Annotated in this window: 11 protein-coding genes and 1 riboswitch; of the genes, 5 read left to right on the top strand and 6 right to left on the bottom strand. The window is 68.4% G+C overall.

Annotated elements, in window-relative coordinates:
- Positions 1–34: 34 nt before the first annotated feature.
- The 4 genes from ACFCQI_RS04245 to dgcA all read right to left on the bottom strand — a co-directional run bounded on the left by ACFCQI_RS04245 (position 35) and on the right by dgcA (position 6,306).
- Positions 35–2,575: a TonB-dependent receptor gene (locus tag ACFCQI_RS04245; protein ID WP_395120138.1), complete on the bottom strand. Its 2,541-nt coding sequence runs from the start codon at positions 2,573–2,575 to the stop codon at positions 35–37.
- Between the two features lie 143 nt (positions 2,576–2,718).
- Positions 2,719–3,771, bottom strand: coding sequence for a DUF1611 domain-containing protein (locus ACFCQI_RS04240; RefSeq protein ID WP_395120137.1), 1,053 nt, complete (start codon positions 3,769–3,771; stop codon positions 2,719–2,721).
- Position 3,772: 1 nt separating this feature from the next.
- The gene (locus ACFCQI_RS04235) at positions 3,773–5,287 is read right to left on the bottom strand and encodes an amidohydrolase family protein (protein ID WP_395120136.1); all 1,515 of its coding nucleotides are present in this window, start codon (positions 5,285–5,287) and stop codon (positions 3,773–3,775) included.
- A 29-nt stretch (positions 5,288–5,316) separates the two neighbouring features.
- Positions 5,317–6,306 carry an N-acetyl-D-Glu racemase DgcA gene (gene dgcA / locus ACFCQI_RS04230; RefSeq protein ID WP_395120135.1) on the bottom strand — a complete coding sequence of 330 codons (990 nt, stop codon included), beginning with the start codon at positions 6,304–6,306 and terminating at the stop codon, positions 5,317–5,319.
- Positions 6,307–6,356: 50 nt separating this feature from the next.
- Between dgcA and ACFCQI_RS04225 the strand changes: the two genes are divergently transcribed.
- A complete protein-coding gene (locus ACFCQI_RS04225; protein ID WP_395120134.1) occupies positions 6,357–7,817 on the top strand; it encodes an APC family permease in 1,461 nt (486 codons plus the stop codon).
- A 63-nt stretch (positions 7,818–7,880) separates the two neighbouring features.
- Here the strand turns inward: ACFCQI_RS04225 and ACFCQI_RS04220 are convergent, their stop codons facing one another.
- The gene (locus ACFCQI_RS04220) at positions 7,881–8,942 is read right to left on the bottom strand and encodes a MurR/RpiR family transcriptional regulator (RefSeq protein ID WP_395120133.1); all 1,062 of its coding nucleotides are present in this window, start codon (positions 8,940–8,942) and stop codon (positions 7,881–7,883) included.
- A 23-nt stretch (positions 8,943–8,965) separates the two neighbouring features.
- Entirely contained in the window at positions 8,966–10,405 is a 1,440-nt protein-coding gene (ahcY, locus tag ACFCQI_RS04215; protein WP_395120132.1) for an adenosylhomocysteinase, read from the bottom strand.
- An 81-nt stretch (positions 10,406–10,486) separates the two neighbouring features.
- Positions 10,487–10,590, bottom strand: a riboswitch (S-adenosyl-L-homocysteine riboswitch).
- 110 nt (positions 10,591–10,700) lie between these two features.
- Here ahcY and ppc point away from each other — a divergent pair.
- From ppc to ACFCQI_RS04195, 4 genes are all read left to right on the top strand, one after another.
- On the top strand, positions 10,701–13,406 hold the full coding sequence (gene ppc / locus ACFCQI_RS04210) for a phosphoenolpyruvate carboxylase (protein ID WP_395120131.1): 2,706 nt from the start codon (positions 10,701–10,703) through the stop codon (positions 13,404–13,406).
- 181 nt (positions 13,407–13,587) lie between these two features.
- Entirely contained in the window at positions 13,588–14,835 is a 1,248-nt protein-coding gene (locus tag ACFCQI_RS04205; RefSeq protein ID WP_395120130.1) for an efflux RND transporter periplasmic adaptor subunit, read from the top strand.
- Positions 14,836–14,957: 122 nt separating this feature from the next.
- On the top strand, positions 14,958–15,722 hold the full coding sequence (locus ACFCQI_RS04200) for an ABC transporter ATP-binding protein (protein WP_395120129.1): 765 nt from the start codon (positions 14,958–14,960) through the stop codon (positions 15,720–15,722).
- Entirely contained in the window at positions 15,719–18,160 is a 2,442-nt protein-coding gene (locus tag ACFCQI_RS04195; protein WP_395120127.1) for an ADOP family duplicated permease, read from the top strand. The genes ACFCQI_RS04200 and ACFCQI_RS04195 overlap by 4 nt, the downstream gene beginning before the upstream one ends.
- Positions 18,161–18,162: the final 2 nt, after the last annotated feature.

The following is an 18,162-nucleotide window of genomic DNA, read 5'->3' as shown; positions in this document are numbered from 1 at the left end:
GGGCGTTCGTCCGGTGCGGCAATCGACCGCTCGACTAGAAATCCTGCTTGAAGCTGATGCCGAACGTGCGCGGCTGGCTGAAGCCCGTGTACACCTGTCCATTCGGGTATTCCGGCACCACGCCGTGCGCACCGCAAACCGTTACCGCGCACTCGGAGAACTTGTACAGCGCGGCGCGCTTGTCGAACACGTTGTTGATGTAGGCAGTCACCGACCAGTTGTCCCCCTGGAGACCGGCGGAGAGGTCGACCGAATTGTAGGCAGGCAGCCCGCCGTAGAGGCTGCGATCGAGCAGGAGCAGGCTCGTCGTGCGGTCCCCCACATGCGTCAATGCGCCCTGGACGAAGCCACTCTTGCTGCCGACATCAAAGGTATAACGCGCGATGAGGTTGCCCTTGAATCGTGGCGTGATGGGCAGGCGGGTGCCCGTTGGTGCCAGCGGCCCGTCCACCGTGTCGCCCGTTTGTGTATTGATCGAGCCGGCCGGACAGTCGGTGACGGGGCGGTTGTTGTTGTCGGTGAATCCGCAGTAGTTGGCGGTCAACTTGGCGTCATACAGCGCGATGCCGGCGCTCAGCTGCAGGTTGTAGGTCGCCTGCCAGTTCAGCTGCGACTCCAGTCCGTCGATGCGAGCCGAATTCGCATTGAGGATTTCGGAAATACCGTTCGGACCCGTGATGTCGAACTGGAAATTATCCCAGGTCTCGCGGAACAAGGCCCCGTTGAAGGTCAGCCGATTGTCGAACCACGAGGTCTTCCAGCCGAGTTCGACGTTGGTCAGGAAATCCGCCTGGTAGGGCGGCAGCGACGCGTTGCGATTGATGCCACCCGGGCGATAGCCCTCGGACCGGGTGAAATAGACCATGGCATGGGGTGTGGCATGCCAGGTCAGGTTGACCTTGTTGAGCGACCCGCCTTGCTTCACCCGCTTGTTGAAGTCCAGACAGGGCGCGCCCTCGAATGGCTCGGGTGAGATGCAGCCGGCCTCGCCGTAACTCGAGCCGGGGAAATAGCCCTCGCTGAAACCGAAGAAGCCGTAAAAGCTGCCGCTGTCGCGGTAATAGCGCTCGCCGATCGTGCCCGTGAGGACATCGGGGATGAAGTCCCACGACAGTTCGCCGTACACCGACTGGTCGCGATCGTAGCGGACCTGCCGGCTCAGATAGAGGGTGTCAGGCCAGCCGGTAACCGTCAGCGAATCGGCCAGGCCGCTGATCTTGTACTGGTACTGGATATCGTGTTTCAGCTTCTGCCAGAACGCGCCAGCGACCAGACGCAGGCGATCGTCGCTGGGCGAGACAAGACGCAGTTCGTGGCTGTTGTTGGTGTAGTGATCGCGGAAAAACGGATGCTGCGACGGATCGATCAGGTCTCCGCCGTTATCGTAAAAATAGACACCGGAGCCGTACAGCGTGTCGTACCAGAATGAGTAGTCCGTGTAGTCGGACTCCTGCTCCTGATTGCGCTTGAGATGCGCGTAGGCATAGGTCATATCGAAATTGCCGATCTTGCCTTGCACGGTCAGCGCGCCCTGCCACCAGCGATCGTTGTTGCGCTCGGGAAAGAAGTGCGTGACGGCGAGATCGCCCACGCTCGGATCGCTGGAAGATGAACCGTGCGAGATCGTCTGTTGCCCCATCAGTGTCGGGCTGATCGACCAGTTGTCGTTCAGGTCCACTTTCAGCGCGGCGCGTGCGCCCTGGGTGTCGGCGTCGTTGTAGTGCTTGCGGGCGTGTCCGTGGCATTGCAGCAGCACGCCGGGGGTGCAGTCGTCGGCGTTGCTGATGGTAATGCCGGAAGACGGGTAGGTACGCGTGCCGGCCTTGTTGTCGATGTAGCCCGCATCGTGTTCGCGCCAACCCACGAGGCGGATGGCGGCACTCTTGCTGAGCGGAATGTTGACCATGCCCTCGACGGTGGAGCCGATGCCACCGTGTGCAACCTTGTTGGCGCCGAGCGTGTAGTTTGCCGCGAAAGCGGCGGGGTCGGGCGTGTTGGTGATGATGCGCAACGCACCGGCTTCGGCGCTGGCGCCATACAACGTACCCTGCGGTCCTGCCAGCACCTCGATGCGGGCGATGTCGTACATGTGGATATCGACCGGCCCCTGGATCGTGGTGATCGGCTGGTTGTCGAGGTACATGCCGACGCTCGGCCGCGACCCGGTATAGTCCCCGCCGCTGCCGCTGCTGACACCGCGCATGTAGATGATGGCAAAGCCTTGCGCGCCATTGCCGCCACCGTTGTCCTGAAAGGACACGCTGGGCAGGTACTTCACGTAGTCCTTGAAGTTCTGGACGTGCAGGGCCTCGAGTTGATCCTGTGCCAGCACGTTGATGCTGATCGGCACCTTCTGCAGATCCTCGGTGCGCCTCTGCGCGGTCACCGTGACCGTACCCAGGGTCTTGACCTTTTGCGCTGCCGCCGAGGTCGTCGCGGCCGATGCGGGCTGCTCGGCAACATCCTGGGCGAGCGCCGGTGCGGCCACGGCAAAACCGATCGCCGCCGCGAGCGGCAAGCGCGCCAGCATCACCCGTTGCGCCTTGCCACCACACTTGAAATGACCTTTGGACATGATCTGCTACCTCCCCCGTGAGCGTAACGGAGCAACCAAACCTGCCGAGCCTTATCGCAACCTGATGAAATGCCCCGTGGGCCTCGCAGGCGCGTCGCCATGGGAACAGGCCAGCACGGTGGCCATGGCCGGAGTCTTGCGTTTCATGGGTGATCCCCCGGGGTGTGTGGACTTGCCTGCGGGAGATCGGGCGCTTCCGCGAGCAGCGCTTCGACGACCGCGTCGGCACCGGTCGCGATCGGGTCGAAGACGACCAGGCCGGTTTCCGCGTGCGCGCGGGCGAACGCGTCCGCGCGTTGGCTTTCGCTCATGCCGTGCGTGTTGAGCGCGACGGCGATGCAGCGTGCGGCGCGGTTGGTCAGGCGCGCGGCCTGTTCGTTGGCGGCGATGCAGGCGGTGAGCGTCGGCAGCGGATAGTCCGGATAACCGTCGATGTGCGTGCGTCGCGGGTCGTGGCACAGCACGAGTGCGTCCGGCTGCGAGCCGTGCAGCAGGGCGAGGCTGACGCCGGCATAGGCCGGGTGGAACAGCGAGCCCTGGCCTTCGATCACGTCCCAGTGGCTGGGCTCGTTGTCGGGCGACAGCGCTTCGGCCGCGCCGGCGGCGAAATCGGCGACGACCGCGTCGATCGCGACGCCGGCGCCGGCGATGAGGATGCCGGTCTGCCCGGTCGCGCGAAAATCGGCGGCGATGCCGCGTCGCGCGAAGGCGCGGTGAATGGCCAGCGCGGCGTACTTCTTGCCGACCGCGCAATCGACGCCGACCATCAGCATCCGGCGGCCGCTGCGCTTGCGGCCGGAGCCGACGTCGAAATGCGTGTCGGCGTGGCGCACGTCGAACAGCCGCACGCCGGCCAGGCGCGCGGCCGCGGCGATCCGCGGATTCTCGCCGAGGCGTGCATGCATGCCGCTGGCAATGTCGAGGCCGGCGTGGATCGCGGCCAGCAGGGTGTCGATCCACGCCTCGTCGAGCGCGCCGCCGAAGGTGGCCACGCCGATCACCAGCGTGCGCACACCGGCGCGGGCGGCGGCGGCCGGCGTCATGTCAGGCAGGCCGAGGTCGACCGTGTCGGCGTCGAGCCGGCATTGCCCGGCGCACAGCTCCGGGCGCCAGTCGAGAATGCCGCTGGCCGTCTTGGCGTCGAGGCGGTGCGGGGTGTTGCCGAGGAAGAGCAGGTATGGGGCGGCGATCTGCATGTCAGCGTGCCTCCTGGCGGCGCAACACCTGGCCCGGACGGGCGCCGGTCGCCTTGCCGTCGGCGAGGACCGCGATGCCGTTGACCCACACGCGCGCGATGCCGACCGACAGCTCGTGCGGCTTCTCGTAGGTGGCGCGGTCGGCCACCGTGCGCGGATCGAACAGGACGAGGTCGGCCGCCGCGCCGACGCGGATCTGGCCGCGGTCGCGCAAGCCCATGTGCTGCGCCGCCAGTCCGGTCATCTTGTGCACGGCCTGCTCGAGCGTCAGCATCTTCTTCTCGCGCACGTACATGCGCAGCACGCGCGGGAACGTGCCGTAGCCGCGCGGGTGCAGGCCGTCGAGGCTGCCGTCGGAACAGATGTTCGCTTGCGGCCAGGCGATGAACTTCGCGATGTCGCGCTCGTCCATGCTGCGGCTGATGACCTGCGCGGTGCTGTGGGCCGCTTCCGATTCGCGGATCAGGGCCATCACCGTATCCGCGTCGTCGGTGCCCCGCAGGCGCGCGATATCGGCCACGCTCTTGCCGACCAGGTCCGGTTCGGGCTTGAACTGCGACAGGCGCAGGCCGTCGGCCGGGGAGAGGTGCTTGAGCACGAATTCCGCGGTCGCGCGGTTCCCGAAGTCGCGCTCGGGCCACAGCACGATCAACTCGCTGTGCCAGCTGTCGTAGGGATAGATGTCGAGCGTCGCGTCGACGCCTTCGGCGCGCGCCTTGTCGAGCATGCCCAGGAAGCGGTCGGCCTGGCCCCACCAGTCGGTCATCGCCAGCTTGGCGTGGCTGACCTGCACCGGGATCTTCGCCTCGCGGCCGATCGTCAGCAGTTCGTCGAGCGCGTCCCAGACCTTGCGGTCCTCGCTGCGCATGTGGCTGATGTAGCGGCCACCGTAGGGCGCAGCGGCGTCGGCGAGCGCGAGCACCTCGGCGCGCTTGGAGTAGATGCCCGAGTCGTATTCAAGGCCGGTCGACAGGCCGAGCGCGCCGGCCTTCATGTCGGCGGCGAGCAGTTGGCGCATCGCCTGCACCTGCGCTGGTGTCGCCGCGTGGCTGGCGTCGGCGCCCATCACCTCCTCGCGCAGCGAGTTGTGGCCCGCGTACGAGGCGATGTTGATCGCCGCCGGCCTGGCGCCGTAGCGGCGGAACAGGTCGGCGATCGGCTCCTGCGAGAAGCCGTCCTGGCCGACGACGATCGTGGTGACGCCCTGGCTGGTCACCGGCAGCGCGTCGAGCTGGCTGTCGAGGCCGCGGTCGTGGTGGCTGTGCGTGTCGATGAACCCCGGCGCGAGCACCAGCCCGCGGGCGTCGACCACCTGTTCGCCGCGCTGCGCTGCGAGTTCGCCGATGGCGGCGATGCGGCCGTCGGCGACGCGCACGTCGACGTGCCGGGCCGCGGCGCCGGTGCCGTCGACGACGACGGCATGGCGCACGATGAAGTCGGCCGCCGCTGCACGGCCGGCTGGCAACACGACCAGCGGTGCGACCAGCAGCAGCGAGATCAGTGTTCGGCTCGTCATGGAATCGGTTCTCCTGGAAAACATGCGGTTCAGCCCCACAGCGCCGCGCTGGGTGGCGAGACGAGGCCACGCTGGTAGTGCAGGCCCGGGTCGCGGTCGCGGCCGATGAGGAGCGGGCCGTCGAGATCGACGAAGCGTGCGGCACCGGCGACGAGCGTCGCCGGCGCCATGCCGAGCGACGTCCCCTCCATGCAGCCCACCATCAACCCGAAGCCGAGCTGGCGCGCGCGGGCGGTCATGCGCAGCGCCTCGGTCAGGCCACCGGTCTTGTCCAGCTTCACGTTGACCAGGTCGTAGCGGCCGCGCAGCGCGTCGAGGTCGGCGCCGACGTGCGCCGACTCGTCGGCGCAGACCGGCACGCGGCGTTCGATCCGCGCCAGCGCGTCGTCCTTGCCCACGGGCAGCGGCTGCTCGACCATCGCGACATGCGCGGCCTGCAGCGCCGGCATGACGCCGGCGAGCAACACCGGGTCCCAGGATTCATTCGCGTCGATGACCAGGGTCGCCGCCGGAGCGGCATCGCGCACGGCCGCGACGCGGGCGACGACGTCGTGCGCATCGAGCTTCAGCTTGATCAGGGCGCCGTCGCCGTCGGTGGCGACGATCGCGCGCGCCTTGTCCGCCTGCTGCGCCGCTTCGCCCACGCTGATGGTCTGTGCGGTGCGCACCTGGCCCGGGGCGGGGACTCCGATCAGCTCCCAGACACGCTGCTTCGCCAGTTTCGCGCGCAGATCCCAGAACGCACAGTCGACCGCGTTGCGCGCGGCGCCGGCCGGCACGCGATCGTGGATGCGGTCCCATGACTCGCCGCGGGCGAGGCGGGCGAGCAGTTCGCGCACGGTCTTCATCACCCCGTCCACGCTCTCGCCGTAGAACGCTGTGGGCGTGCATTCGCCGCGGCCGACGGCACCATCGCACGACAGCGTTGCCACGATGACGTCGGCATGCAGGTAGGTCTCGTGCGCGATGACGAATGGCGCGGCGAGCTCCCAGCGTTCGTGGCGAACCTCGGTCTGCATGCAAATCGGCCTCTGGACGAGTATGCACAATTTATATCATAGTAACTCTCATGAAAGAAAACTTGCAATCGGCGAATGATGACGAACCCGGGCTGGCGCGCACGCTCGGCCCGCTCCAGTTGACGATGATCGGTGTCGGCTGCGTCATCGGCGCCGGCATCTTCGTCATGACCGGCACCGCGGCGGCGACTCATGCCGGGCCGGCGGTGGTGTTGTCGTTCGTGGTGGCGGCGATCGCCTGCGGATTCACCGCGTTCTGCTATGCAGAGCTTGCCGGCACGATGCCGTTGTCCGGTTCGAGCTATTCGTATGCGCTGCTCACGTTTGGCCGCTTCACCGCGTGGTGCGCCGGCTGGCTGCTGCTGCTCGAGTACGGCATTGCCGCGGCGACCGTCGCGGTCGGCTTCGCCGGCTACGCGGTGGCGTTGCTCGACCAGTTCGGCCTGCACCTGCCGGCGTCGATCACCACGCCGATGCTCGACTTCCGCACCGACGGCGGCAGCAACCGCCTGCAGTTCGGCGGCGGCATCAACCTCGTCGCCGCCGGCGCGATCCTGGTGGTGACGGCTGTCCTGTTGCGCGGGATGAAGCAGTCGTTCGCGTTCAACACGGCCATCGTGCTGCTCAAGATTGCCGCGCTGGTCGCCTTCGTGCTGGTCGGCATCGCCTTCATCGACCCGGCCAACCTCACGCCGTTCGTGCCGCCGGCGCGGGGCGATTTCGAGTTCGGCTGGCCCGGCGTGCTGCGCGGCGCCTCGGCGATCTTCTTCGCCTACGTCGGCTTCGAGACCGTGTCCACCAGCGCAGCCGAGGCGCGCAACCCCCAGCGCGACCTGCCAATCGGCATCTTCATGACGCTGGCGGTCTGCACGGTGCTGTACATGGCCGTTGCCGCGGTGATGACCGGCATCGTGCCCTACGCCCGGCTCGGCGTCGCCGACCCGATCGCCGTCGCGGTCGACGCGATGCAGCTGCCGATGTTCGGCATCGCGGTCAAGTCCGCCGCGGTGATCGGCCTGCTTTCGGTGCTGCTGACGTCGATCTACGGCCAGACCCGCATTTTCTACGCGATGGCGCGCGATCGCATGCTGCCGCCGGTGTTCGCGCGGATCGACGGCAGGACGCGCACGCCGCAGGTCGGCACCATCTATACCGGCGTGGCCATGGCGTTGCTCGCGGCGTGCCTGCCGATCAGCCTGCTCGGCGACCTGATCAGCCTCGGCACGGCGGTCGCGTTCGCGATCGTCTGCGCGGCGGTCATGCGCCTGCGCGTGGTCGAGCCCGATCGGCCGCGATCGTTCCGGGTGCCGCTGGGCGGCATCCGCGTGCGTGGCTGGTGGATCGGCATCATTCCGGCACTCGGCATCGCCTTCGCCGCGCTGATGGGCCTGCCGCTGCTGATCGACATGGTGCTGCGCGCCACGCGCGGCGACGTGCTGCCGCTGGCGATCGTCGGCGGCTATTTCGCGGCCGGCCTGGTCATCTACGTGGTCTACGTGCGGTCGCGCTGAACGGGAGCGGCGATCATGGTTCCGCAGAAGCGCGGGGCCTCGGCCCGACGGTGCGCTGCGTGCTCAAGGCTCGATGTCGCCGCCCTTCTTGCGCTGCCCGCGCGCGGGTTTCCCGACGTGGCCGACGAATTCCTGGTAGAGGTCGGAGACGTGGGCCAGGCGTTGCTCCACGCGGTCGCCGAGCGCGAGAACCACGCCGTTGACCAGCAGCGCCAGCGCCGCGTGGATCGGAACGGTGGTGCCCCAGAAAATCCCGCTTTCCGTCGGCAATGCCAGGATGTGCGGCGTGTATTCGCTGGCCCAGTGGCAATACTTGTCGGTGATCATCACCAGCGGCAGCCCGCGCTGCCGGCAATGACGGGCGAGCAGCTGTGCCTGGCGCGAGTAGCGGCGCGTCTCCACGATCACGACGCAATCCTTGTCGGTGCCGTCGAGCAGCACCTCCGAGAAGCTTCCGGTAGCCAGGTCGGCCACCCGCACCCGCGGGCGCACGTATTGCAGGAAACTGGCGAAGTGGGCCGCAAGCCCGCGCTCGGTCTGGAATCCCACGATGTGCAGGGTCGAGCAGTGCGCCAGGTGCGCGACGATATCCTGCCATTCGCGCGTTTCCGCGCGGCGGTAGACCTCGATGATGCCGGCGATGGTCAGGTCCAGGTCGCGTTGCAGCGCCGGTTCGCCGCTGCCGGTCTGCAGCATCGAGCGCAGGCCTTCGCCGATCGGCCATGGCGCGACGGCCACGTCGAACTTGAAAGCCGACTTCAGCTCGCGGAAGTTCCGGTAGCCGAGGCGACGGCAGAACCGGCCCACCGTCGCGGCGCTGATGGCGAGCTTGGCGGCGAGCGAGTTGGCGGTCTCGAACGGCACCGCCTGCCGGTTGGTGAGCAGGAAGTTCGCGATCACCCGTTCGGACGCGGTCATCCGGTCCATTTCACTGCGAAGCTGGCTGAACAATCGCCGGTCGGCGCTGCTTGGCTTTGGCGACATCGACGCCGTCTCCCGTGGGTTCGACCGTGTTGGATCGGTACGAAAGTATGATCCGGCGCGGCGCTGGCCGCACGGTGCACGCTGCCCGGTGGTGAGCCGGTGATGGCAGAACGGGCGCCTTGCGCGCCCGTTCTGCTGCAACCGACCGATGATCCGCTGGCGGCTCAGTAGCGGTAGTGGTCCGGCTTGTACGGGCCTTCCACCGGCACGCCGAGGTAGCCGGCCTGCTCCTTCGTCAGCGTGGTCAGCTTCACGCCGATCTTCTCCAGGTGCAGGCGGGCGACTTCCTCGTCCAGCTTCTTCGGCAGGATGTAGACCTTCGCCTCGTACTTGTCCTTGTTCGCCCACAGGTCGATCTGCGCCAGGGTCTGGTTGGAGAACGAGTTGGACATCACGAAGCTCGGGTGGCCGGTGGCGCAGCCGAGATTCACCAGGCGGCCTTCGGCGAGCAGGAAGATGGAGCGGCCGTCCTTGAAGGTGTACTTGTCCACCTGCGGCTTGATGTTGAGCTTCTCGACGCCGGGCATCGCGTTGAGCGCGTCGACCTGGATCTCGTTGTCGAAGTGGCCGATGTTGCAGACGATGGCCTGGTCCTTCATCGACTTCAGGTGATCGAGCGTCAGCACGTCCTTGTTGCCGGTGGTGGTGACGTAGATGTCGCCGCGGCCCAGGGTGGATTCGACCGTGTTGACCTCGAAGCCTTCCATTGCTGCCTGCAGCGCGTTGATCGGGTCGATCTCGGTGACGACGACGCGCGAGCCGTAGGCACGCAGCGAATGCGCGCAGCCCTTGCCCACATCGCCGTAGCCGCAGACCACGGCCACCTTGCCGGCCAGCATCACGTCCATCGCGCGCTTCAGGCCGTCGGCCAGCGACTCGCGGCAGCCGTACAGGTTGTCGAACTTGCTCTTGGTGACCGAGTCGTTGACGTTGATCGCCGGCACCAGCAGCGACTTCGCCTCGGCCAGCTGGTACAGGCGGTGCACGCCGGTGGTGGTCTCCTCGGAGACGCCCTTCCAGTCCTTGACCACGGTGTGCCAGTAGCCCGGGCGCTCGGCATGCACGCGCTTGAGCAGGTTCTTGATCACCTGCTCCTCGTGCGAGGAGGCCTTCTCGTCCACCCACTTCGAGCCGTTCTCCAGCTCGTAGCCCTTGTGGATCAGCAGCGTCACGTCACCGCCGTCATCGACCACCAACTGGGGCCCAAGGAAACCGCCCTTGCCGTCGGGGAAGGACAGCGCGTCGAGCGTGCAGTCCCAGTATTCCTCCAGCGTCTCGCCCTTCCAGGCGAACACCGGCGTGCCGCTGGCGGCGATCGCGGCGGCGGCGTGGTCCTGGGTCGAGAAGATATTGCACGAGGCCCAGCGCACGTCGGCGCCGATGTCCTTCAGCGTCTCGATCAGCACCGCGGTCTGGATCGTCATGTGCAGCGAGCCGGTCACGCGCACGCCCTTGAGCGGCAACGTGGCGGCGTGCTTCTTGCGGATCGACATCAGGCCCGGCATCTCGTGTTCGGCGATGTCCAGCTCCTTGCGGCCGAAATCGGCCAGCGAGATGTCGCGGATCTTGTAGTCCTGGTGGTTTTCTTTGAGTGCGGCGTTCATGAGTATCTCCGGTTAGTGCGGGGCTCTTGCGAAGGGTCCGGCCATGGCTGGCCGGTCTTTTCGCGAAGGGACTCGCGTACAGACAACCGGGCGCCGTTGTGGAACGTGCCGCGCCGAGCCTGGCCGATGCGTGGGGCTGCAGATGGATCTGCCTCACGCCAACGGTCGCAGCGCCCCTCGGCGGGCAGTGCAGCTTGCCATTGTAGCGGCAGACATAAGCTTATGCCCGCCGGCGTGGTGCCGCGGCCGCGCCGATTCGGTAGGCTGGGCGCTTGGCCGCAACGTGGAGCACGGCGTGGAGACAGATCGCGAGCCCGAATTCCTGCCGCACGACGGCCCGCTGCGCGAAGACGTGGGCCGGCTGGGTGCGATGGTCGGCCGGATGCTGGCCGAGCAGGGCGGCGAGGCGTTCTTCGAGCGGGTCGAACAGGTGCGCATCGCCGCGATCCGGCGGCGCGCCGAGGGCGCCTCGACCGACGAGCTGGCGCATTCGCTGGCCGGCCTGGAGCCCGACCGTGCCGAGGCGCTGGCGCGGGCGTTCGCCACCTATTTTCACGCGGTCAACACCGCCGAGCGGGTGCACCGCATCCGGCGCCGCCGCGACTACCAGCGCGAAAGCGACCAGGTGCAGCCCGAATCGCTGCTCGATGCGCTGGGCCAGCTGAAGGCGCAGGGCGTGGATGCGGCCGAATTGCTGGGCTGGCTCGATCGCCTGTGGATCGAGCCGGTGTTCACCGCGCATCCTACCGAGGCGGTGCGGCGCTCGCTGCTGGAGAAGGAGCAGGCGATCGTGCGCTCGCTGGTCGACGGCTTCGACCCCGCGCGCACGCCGCAGGAGCGCGCCGCGGACGACGAGCGCATCTACATGGCCCTGTCCGCCGGCTGGCAGACCGCCGAGGCGTCGCCGATCCGCCCCACCGTGCAGGACGAGCACCACCACGTCGGCTTCTACCTCGCCAACCCGCTGTACCGCGTGGTGCCGGCGCTGTACGAGGCGCTGGCCGAAGCTCTGCAGGCGGTCTACGGCGTGGCGGTCGAGCTGCCGCGCCTGCTGGGCTTCGCCACCTGGGTCGGCGGCGACATGGACGGCAATCCCAACGTCGGCGCCGACACCATCGCCGCCAGCCTCGCCACCCAGCGCACGCACGTGATCGAGCACTACGTGGCGGATGTGGCCAACCTCGCGCGCCTGCTCAGCCAGACCGACAGCCGGGTGCAGGTGGCGCCGGCGTTGCAGCAGCGGCTGGCCGACTATCGCGAGCGCTTCCCGCGGGCCGCCGAGCGCATCCGCCCGCGCCACGCCGACATGCCGTATCGCTGCCTGCTCACCCTGATCGGCGCGCGGCTGGAAGCCAGCCTGCACGACGATGACGCCGACGGCTATGCCTCGGCCGCCGAACTGCAGGCCGACCTGCAGCTGATCGTCGACAGCCTGATCGCCCATCGCGGCCTGCACGCCGGCGCCTATGCGGTGCAGCGGCTGATCCGGCGCGTACGCACCTTCGGCCTGCACCTGGCGCGGCTGGACGTGCGCCAGGATTCGCGCGTGCACGACGACGCGCTGGCCGCGCTGCTGACCGACGAGGGCTGGGCCGCGCGGCCGGCCGCCGACCGCACGCGCCAGTTGCGCGACTATGCCAGCGGCGATGCGCGCTTCGCGATCAGCCATGCCGAGGTGGTCACCACGCTGTACGACGTGTTCGCTACCCTGGGCGACACCCGCCGGCGTTACGGCAGCGAGGCGGTGGGGCTGTACATCATCAGCATGGCGCGCAGCGCGGCCGACGTGCTGGCGGTGCTGGCACTGGCGCGCTACGGCGGGCTGGTGCAGGACGACAACGTGCCGCTCAACATCGCGCCGCTGTTCGAGACGGTGGACGATCTGAAGAACGCGCCGGCCACCTTGCGGGCACTGCTCGATGACCCGGTCTATCGCCGCCACCTCGCCGCGCGCGGCGACCAGCAATGGGTGATGCTGGGCTACTCGGACAGCGGCAAGGACGGCGGCACGCTGGCCTCGCGCTGGGGTTTGCAACGCGCGCAGGTGGAGCTGCTGGAAGTGGCGCGTGCGGCGGGGATCGAGTTGGCGTTCTTCCACGGCCGTGGCGGCTCGGCCAGCCGCGGCGGCGTGCGCATCGCGCCGGCGCTGATGTCCTCGCCGCGCGGATCGGTGGCCGGCGTGCTGCGGGTGACCGAGCAGGGCGAGGTGATCCACCGCAAGTACGGCATCCGCGCGCTGGCGCTGCGCAACCTGGAACAGACCGTCAGCGCCGTGCTGCGTGCCTCGCTGCGCCCGCGCGCCGACGATCCGCGCGAAGAGCGATGGCGCGCGCGGATGAACGTGTTGTCGGCAGCCAGCCGCGAGACTTACCGCGCCTTCGTCGAACACGCGCACTTCGTCGAGTACTTCCGCAGCGCCACGCCGATCGACGTGATCGAGCGCATGACCCTCGGCTCGCGTCCGGCCAGTCGCCGCAGCATGCACGGCGTGCAGGACCTGCGCGCGATCCCGTGGGTGTTCGCGTGGACCCAGTGCCGCTCGATCCTGCCCGGCTGGTACGGCCTCGGTAGTGCGCTGGGCCACGGCGTGCGCGAGTTCGGCGAGGAGGCGATGGCCGAGATGGCCAGCGACTGGCCGTTCTTCAGCAACATGCTGGACGACGTGGAAATGGTGCTGGCCAAGTGCGACCTCGACATCGCCGAGGCGTTCTCGTGCCTGTCCGGGCCGCTGCACGAGGAAATGTTCGGCCTGGTCCGCGGCGAGTTCGAGCGCACCCGACGCGTGCTGCTGCAGTTGAACGGGCACCGCACCCTGCTGCAGGACGCCCCGCGGCTGGCCGCCTCGATCCGCCTGCGCAACCCGTACGTGGATCCGATGAGCCTGCTGCAGGTCGACCTGCTGCGGCGCTGGCGCGAGAGCGACCGCGAGGACGACGCGCTGCTGCAGGCCCTGGTCGCCTGCGTCAACGGCGTGGCGCAGGGGCTGCAGAATACCGGCTGAGCCCGGCAGCACGGGGCGTGCCCCGGTTCGCCGGGTCCGGGGCATCGCCACGGTGTGCGCGTACGAACCCGGACACGAGTGTCCGCTGGCGAACGACGCTGGCGCACCGCATGGCACGAAATCCCTGCATGGAGTGCGTTTGGCGCCGTGGCACGGGGCTTGCTCTCCTCGCCCCATGGACATGGCCAACCCCACCTTGAAACTGCGCAAGCGCCGGCGGCGTCTCCTGCTCGCCGCGGCGGTCGGCGTGCCCGTCGTGATGCTGGCCGTGTTGCTGCTGCGCCTCGGACCGGCGTTGCCGCGGGCCGATCGTGCCAGCCTGTGGATCGATACCGTGCAGCGCGGCGACATGCTGCAGGAGATCCGCGCCACCGGCACCCTGGTGCCGCGCACTTCGCGCTGGCTGGCGGCGGCCACCGCCGCCCAGGTGGACCGGATCCTGGTGTGGCCGGGCACGGTGGTGAAGCCGGATACCGTGCTGATGACCCTCGCCAACCCCGAAGTGCAGGACAGCCTGCGCAACGCCCAGGCCCAGGTGGCGGCGGCACGCGCCGACGTGGCCGCCAGGCGCGCCGAACTGCAGTCGCAGTTGCTCGACCACCGCTCGGCCCAGGCGCAGGCGCAGGCCGACTATGCCTCGGCCAAGGTCAAGGCCGACGCCGACGCCAAGGCCGTGGCCCGGCATCTGATTCCCGAGGTGCGCTACGAACAGGAACAGATCGCCCTGGCCCAGCTGAAGAACCGCATGCAGGTCGAACAGCAGCGCGTGCGGGCGTTCGGCGGCAGCATGCAGGCTCAGCTGGATGCGGTGCGGGCGAAACTGCTGCAGCAGCAGAGCAACCTGCAACTGCGCCAGCGCCAGGCCGATGCGCTCCGGGTGCGCGCCGGCATCGCCGGCGTGCTGCAGGAAGTGGCTGTGCAGGAAGGCGCCCAGGTCGCCACGGGTGCCAACCTGGCACGGGTGGCGCGCACCGACGTGCTGATCGCACGATTGCAGGTGCCCGAGGTGCAGGCCAAGGATGTATTGATGGGCATGGCGGTGAACGTGGATACCCACGACGGCGTGATCGCCGGCAAGGTCGAACGCATCGATCCGGCCGTGCGCGACGGCAGCGTGCGGGTGGATGTCACGCTCGCCGGCGCGCTGCCGCCGGGTGCGCGGCCCGATCTTTCCGTCGACGGCCGCATCCGCATAGCCGAACTGCACGACGTGCTGTCGGTAGGGCGTCCCGCGCTGGCTGCCGCCGGCAGCGACCTCAGCCTGTTTCGGCTGGAACCCGACGGCGACACGGCCACCCGCGTACCGGTACGCATCGGCAGCGCCTCGGTCGATCGCGTGCAGGTGTTGCGTGGATTGAAAACCGGCGACAAGGTCATCCTGTCCGATACCAGCCAGTGGGACAAATATGACCGCCTGCGCCTGCGCTAACTGGGGTTGGAAGTGAGTGAAGAGGAGTGTGGCGTGAGAGAAAAGCCCGCACCCTCATGCTCCTCACTCACTTCTCACTTCTCTCCACTCACTCCTCACTCATCATGTCTCTCGGTATCGTCATGAACCAGTCAACTAGCGTCATCACCCTCGACAGCATCCGCAAGGTATTCCAGACCGACGAGGTGGAAACCCATGCACTCGCTGACGTGCATCTGTCCATCGCGCGCGGCGAGTACGTCTCCATCTCCGGGCCGTCCGGCTGCGGCAAGACCACCCTGCTGTCGATCCTCGGCCTGCTCGACACCGCCAGCGCCGGCCGCTACGTGCTGAACGGGCATGACGTCGCGGCACTGAACGCGGCCGAGCGCGCGCGCATCCGCAATGCCGAGATCGGCTTCATCTTCCAGGCGTTCAACCTGATCGGCGACCTGAGCGTGCAGGAGAACGTCGAACTGCCGCTGACCTACCGCAACGGCATCGGCGCCGCCGAACGGCGCGAGCGCGTGCAGGAAGCACTCGAGCGCGTCGGCATGGCGCATCGCATGCGGCATTACCCGGCGCAGTTGTCCGGCGGCCAGCAACAGCGCGTGGCGGTGGCCCGCGCGCTGGTCGGACGGCCGGCGATCCTGCTCGCCGACGAGCCCACCGGCAACCTCGACTCGCGCAACGGCGAGGCGGTGATGGCCCTGCTCGACGAACTGCACAAGGGCGGCGCTACCCTCTGCATGGTCACCCACGACGCGCGCTACGCGGAACTCGCCCAGCGCAAGATCCGCCTGTTCGACGGCCGCGTGGTCGACGAGGAAACCTACGAGCGCCTGCGCCACGAGGACGAGCAGCGGTTGGACGCGCTGATCGGCCAGCGCGTGGAAGTCGGCGCGTGAACGTCTGGCTTGCCGAGATCTGGCGCGCGTGGCGCGCCAGCCTGCGCCGGCCCGGCTTCCTGTTGCTGGCTGCCGGCGTGCTGGCGCTCGGCGTCGGCGCCAGCGTGGCAGTGACCACGCTGATTCAGAACAGCTTGTGGCGACCCCTGCCGGTACCGCAGCCGTCGCGACTGGTGGTGCTGGGCCAGATCCGCGACACCAGTCAGGTGGGCGGCATCTCGCCGCACGAATACCAGTACCTGGACAAGCTCGACGGCGTGGCCTCGCTGGGGTTGTGGTGGCCGGGTTCGATGGTGAATGTCGCCGGCGTGAGTGTGCCGGCGCAGGTGCCGCTGATCCGCATGGACAAGGGATTGCTGCCCACGCTGGATCTGCAGCCGGTGCTGGGGCGCAGCTTCGATGCGCAGGAGGATCATCCGCACGGCCCGCCCGTGGTGATGCTCGGCTACGGCTTCTGGCTGCGCAGCTACGGCGGCGACCGCAGCGTGATCGGCCGCAGCCTGCAGGTGGAAGGCGTGCCGCACACCATCGTGGGTGTGCTGCCGGCCGCCTTCAACACCGTGCTTGGGTCGGGCGACGTGGTGCTGCCGACGGCGGTGCCGGTGGGCAGCCGCGATTACAGCCACAACGGCACTCTGGCGCTTGCACGGCTGGCACCCGGTGCCGACATCGCCGCCGTGTCGGCGCAAGCCGATGCGCGCGAGCGCACCATGTACCGCGACATGGGCATGGGCGGCAACTGGAAGAAGCCGCGCTTCGGCGCCCTGCATCTGGCGTCCGTCATGCGGCAGGACGCGCGGCCGATGCTGCTGCTGTTCATGACCAGCGCGGTGCTGGTGCTGCTGATTGCGCTGGTGAACCTCGCCAACCTGATGCTGCTGCGCGCGTTGTCGCGCAACCACGACGCCGCGGTGCGCGGCGCGCTGGGCGCACCGCTGTTGCGGCTGATACTGCCGGCCTTGGGCGAGGGCCTGCTGGTCGGTGGCGCTGGCGCGCTGGCGGGCATGGCGCTGGGGACGACTGGCCTGGCCTTGCTGCAAGGCTTCATTCCCGCCGAGTGGTTGTGGGGCGGTCGCCTGCATGTCCGTGCTTCGGCGTGGCTGCTGGCGTTCGCCGTGGGCATGCTCGGCGCGCTGCTGGCGGCGGGGCTCGCGTTGTGGCGCAGCCGCAGCGCGACGACGGTGGACGAATTGCGCGAGGGCGGCCGTAGCGGCATCGGTCTGCGCGGCGGGCGGCTGGGCCGCGTACTGGTAGTGGCGCAGGTGGCGTTGGCGACGGTGCTGCTGTGCGCGGCTGGCGTGTTCATGCATGGGCTCTATGACGCCTCGCGGATGCATCTTGGCTTTGCCGACAGCAATGTGCTCACCTTCGACCTGGCGCCGGTGCGGGCCGATTACCCGGATGTCGCCTCGGTGTGGGGCCTGTCGCGGCGGCTGGTGCAGCGGCTGCGCGTGATCCCGGGCGTCGCCGACGCCGTGGCGACCACGAACCTGCCTGCCAGCAACGGCATGATGGGTCAGCTGCAAACCACCCTGCACACCCCGGATGGGCGGGAGTTCGCGTCCCAGTACCACGGTATCGGGGACGACTTTTTCCGCTTGTTCTCCATCCCGTTACTCAAGGGGAGGGACTTCTCGCGTGACGACACGACAGGAGGCGAGCAGGTGGCCATCGTCAGCCAGGATCTGGCCGACAGGTTCTACGGCGGTCATGCGGTGGGCAAGCGGATCGAGATGACAGGCGTTGACGGCAAGCTTGTTTCGCTGCACATCGTCGGCGTAGTGGGCGCCACCTATCAGAAGGGGCCGTTGCAGCCCATGCAACCGGTGCTGTACGTGCCATTGGCGCAGGTACCCGATCCGGTGATGGCATTGGTCCGTCACCTGGAGCCGCTGCGCTTCGCGTTGCGCGGCCACGGCAACCCGATGGACTGGCAGGACGGCGTGCGCGCGGCGCTGGCCGAGATCGCGCCCGAGCAGCCGATCGCCAACTTGCGCACGATGCGGAACGTCGTGCAGCAGACCACCGCGAGCGCACGGCTCAGCCTGTGGCTGATCGGCTTGTTCGCCACGCTCGCGCTGCTGCTCGCCGCGGCGGGGCTGTACGCCGTGATGGCGGTGGCGGTGGCCACGCGCGAACGAGAGTTCGGCGTGCGCATGGCGCTGGGTGCCAGACCTTCGCGACTGCTGGAGCTGGTGCTGCGCGGCGGCTTGCTGCAGATTGCGGCGGGGCTGGCGCTGGGCATGGCCGGGGCGTGGCTGGTGGCACGTGCGGCATCGCAGGTGCTGATGGGATTGATTGGCCGCGCCGGTGCGCTGGACCCGCTGGTGATGGCCGGTGTGAGCGTGGTGCTTGCGTTCGCCGGCCTGCTGGCCTGCCTGTTGCCGGCGCTGCGAGCGGCACGCGTGGCGCCGATGCGTGCCTTGAGGGGAGAGTGACG

The organism is Rhodanobacter sp. FW102-FHT14D06 (assembly GCF_043950705.1).
GTDB lineage: Bacteria > Pseudomonadota > Gammaproteobacteria > Xanthomonadales > Rhodanobacteraceae > Rhodanobacter.
This window is presented reverse-complemented; position numbering and strand designations above follow the sequence as displayed.

Bases quoted from the DNA above. Each gene is read 5' to 3' on its own strand.
- ACFCQI_RS04205 (WP_395120130.1), top strand. From the start codon at position 13,588: ATGGCCAACCCCACCTTGAAACTGCGCAAGCGCCGGCGGCGTCTCCTG.
- ACFCQI_RS04235 (WP_395120136.1), bottom strand. From the start codon at position 5,287: ATGACGAGCCGAACACTGATCTCGCTGCTGCTGGTCGCACCGCTGGTC.
- ACFCQI_RS04200 (WP_395120129.1), top strand. From the start codon at position 14,958: ATGAACCAGTCAACTAGCGTCATCACCCTCGACAGCATCCGCAAGGTA.
- dgcA (WP_395120135.1), bottom strand. From the start codon at position 6,306: ATGCAGACCGAGGTTCGCCACGAACGCTGGGAGCTCGCCGCGCCATTC.
- ACFCQI_RS04245 (WP_395120138.1), bottom strand. From the start codon at position 2,575: ATGTCCAAAGGTCATTTCAAGTGTGGTGGCAAGGCGCAACGGGTGATG.
- ahcY (WP_395120132.1), bottom strand. From the start codon at position 10,405: ATGAACGCCGCACTCAAAGAAAACCACCAGGACTACAAGATCCGCGAC.
- ACFCQI_RS04225 (WP_395120134.1), top strand. From the start codon at position 6,357: ATGAAAGAAAACTTGCAATCGGCGAATGATGACGAACCCGGGCTGGCG.
- ACFCQI_RS04240 (WP_395120137.1), bottom strand. From the start codon at position 3,771: ATGCAGATCGCCGCCCCATACCTGCTCTTCCTCGGCAACACCCCGCAC.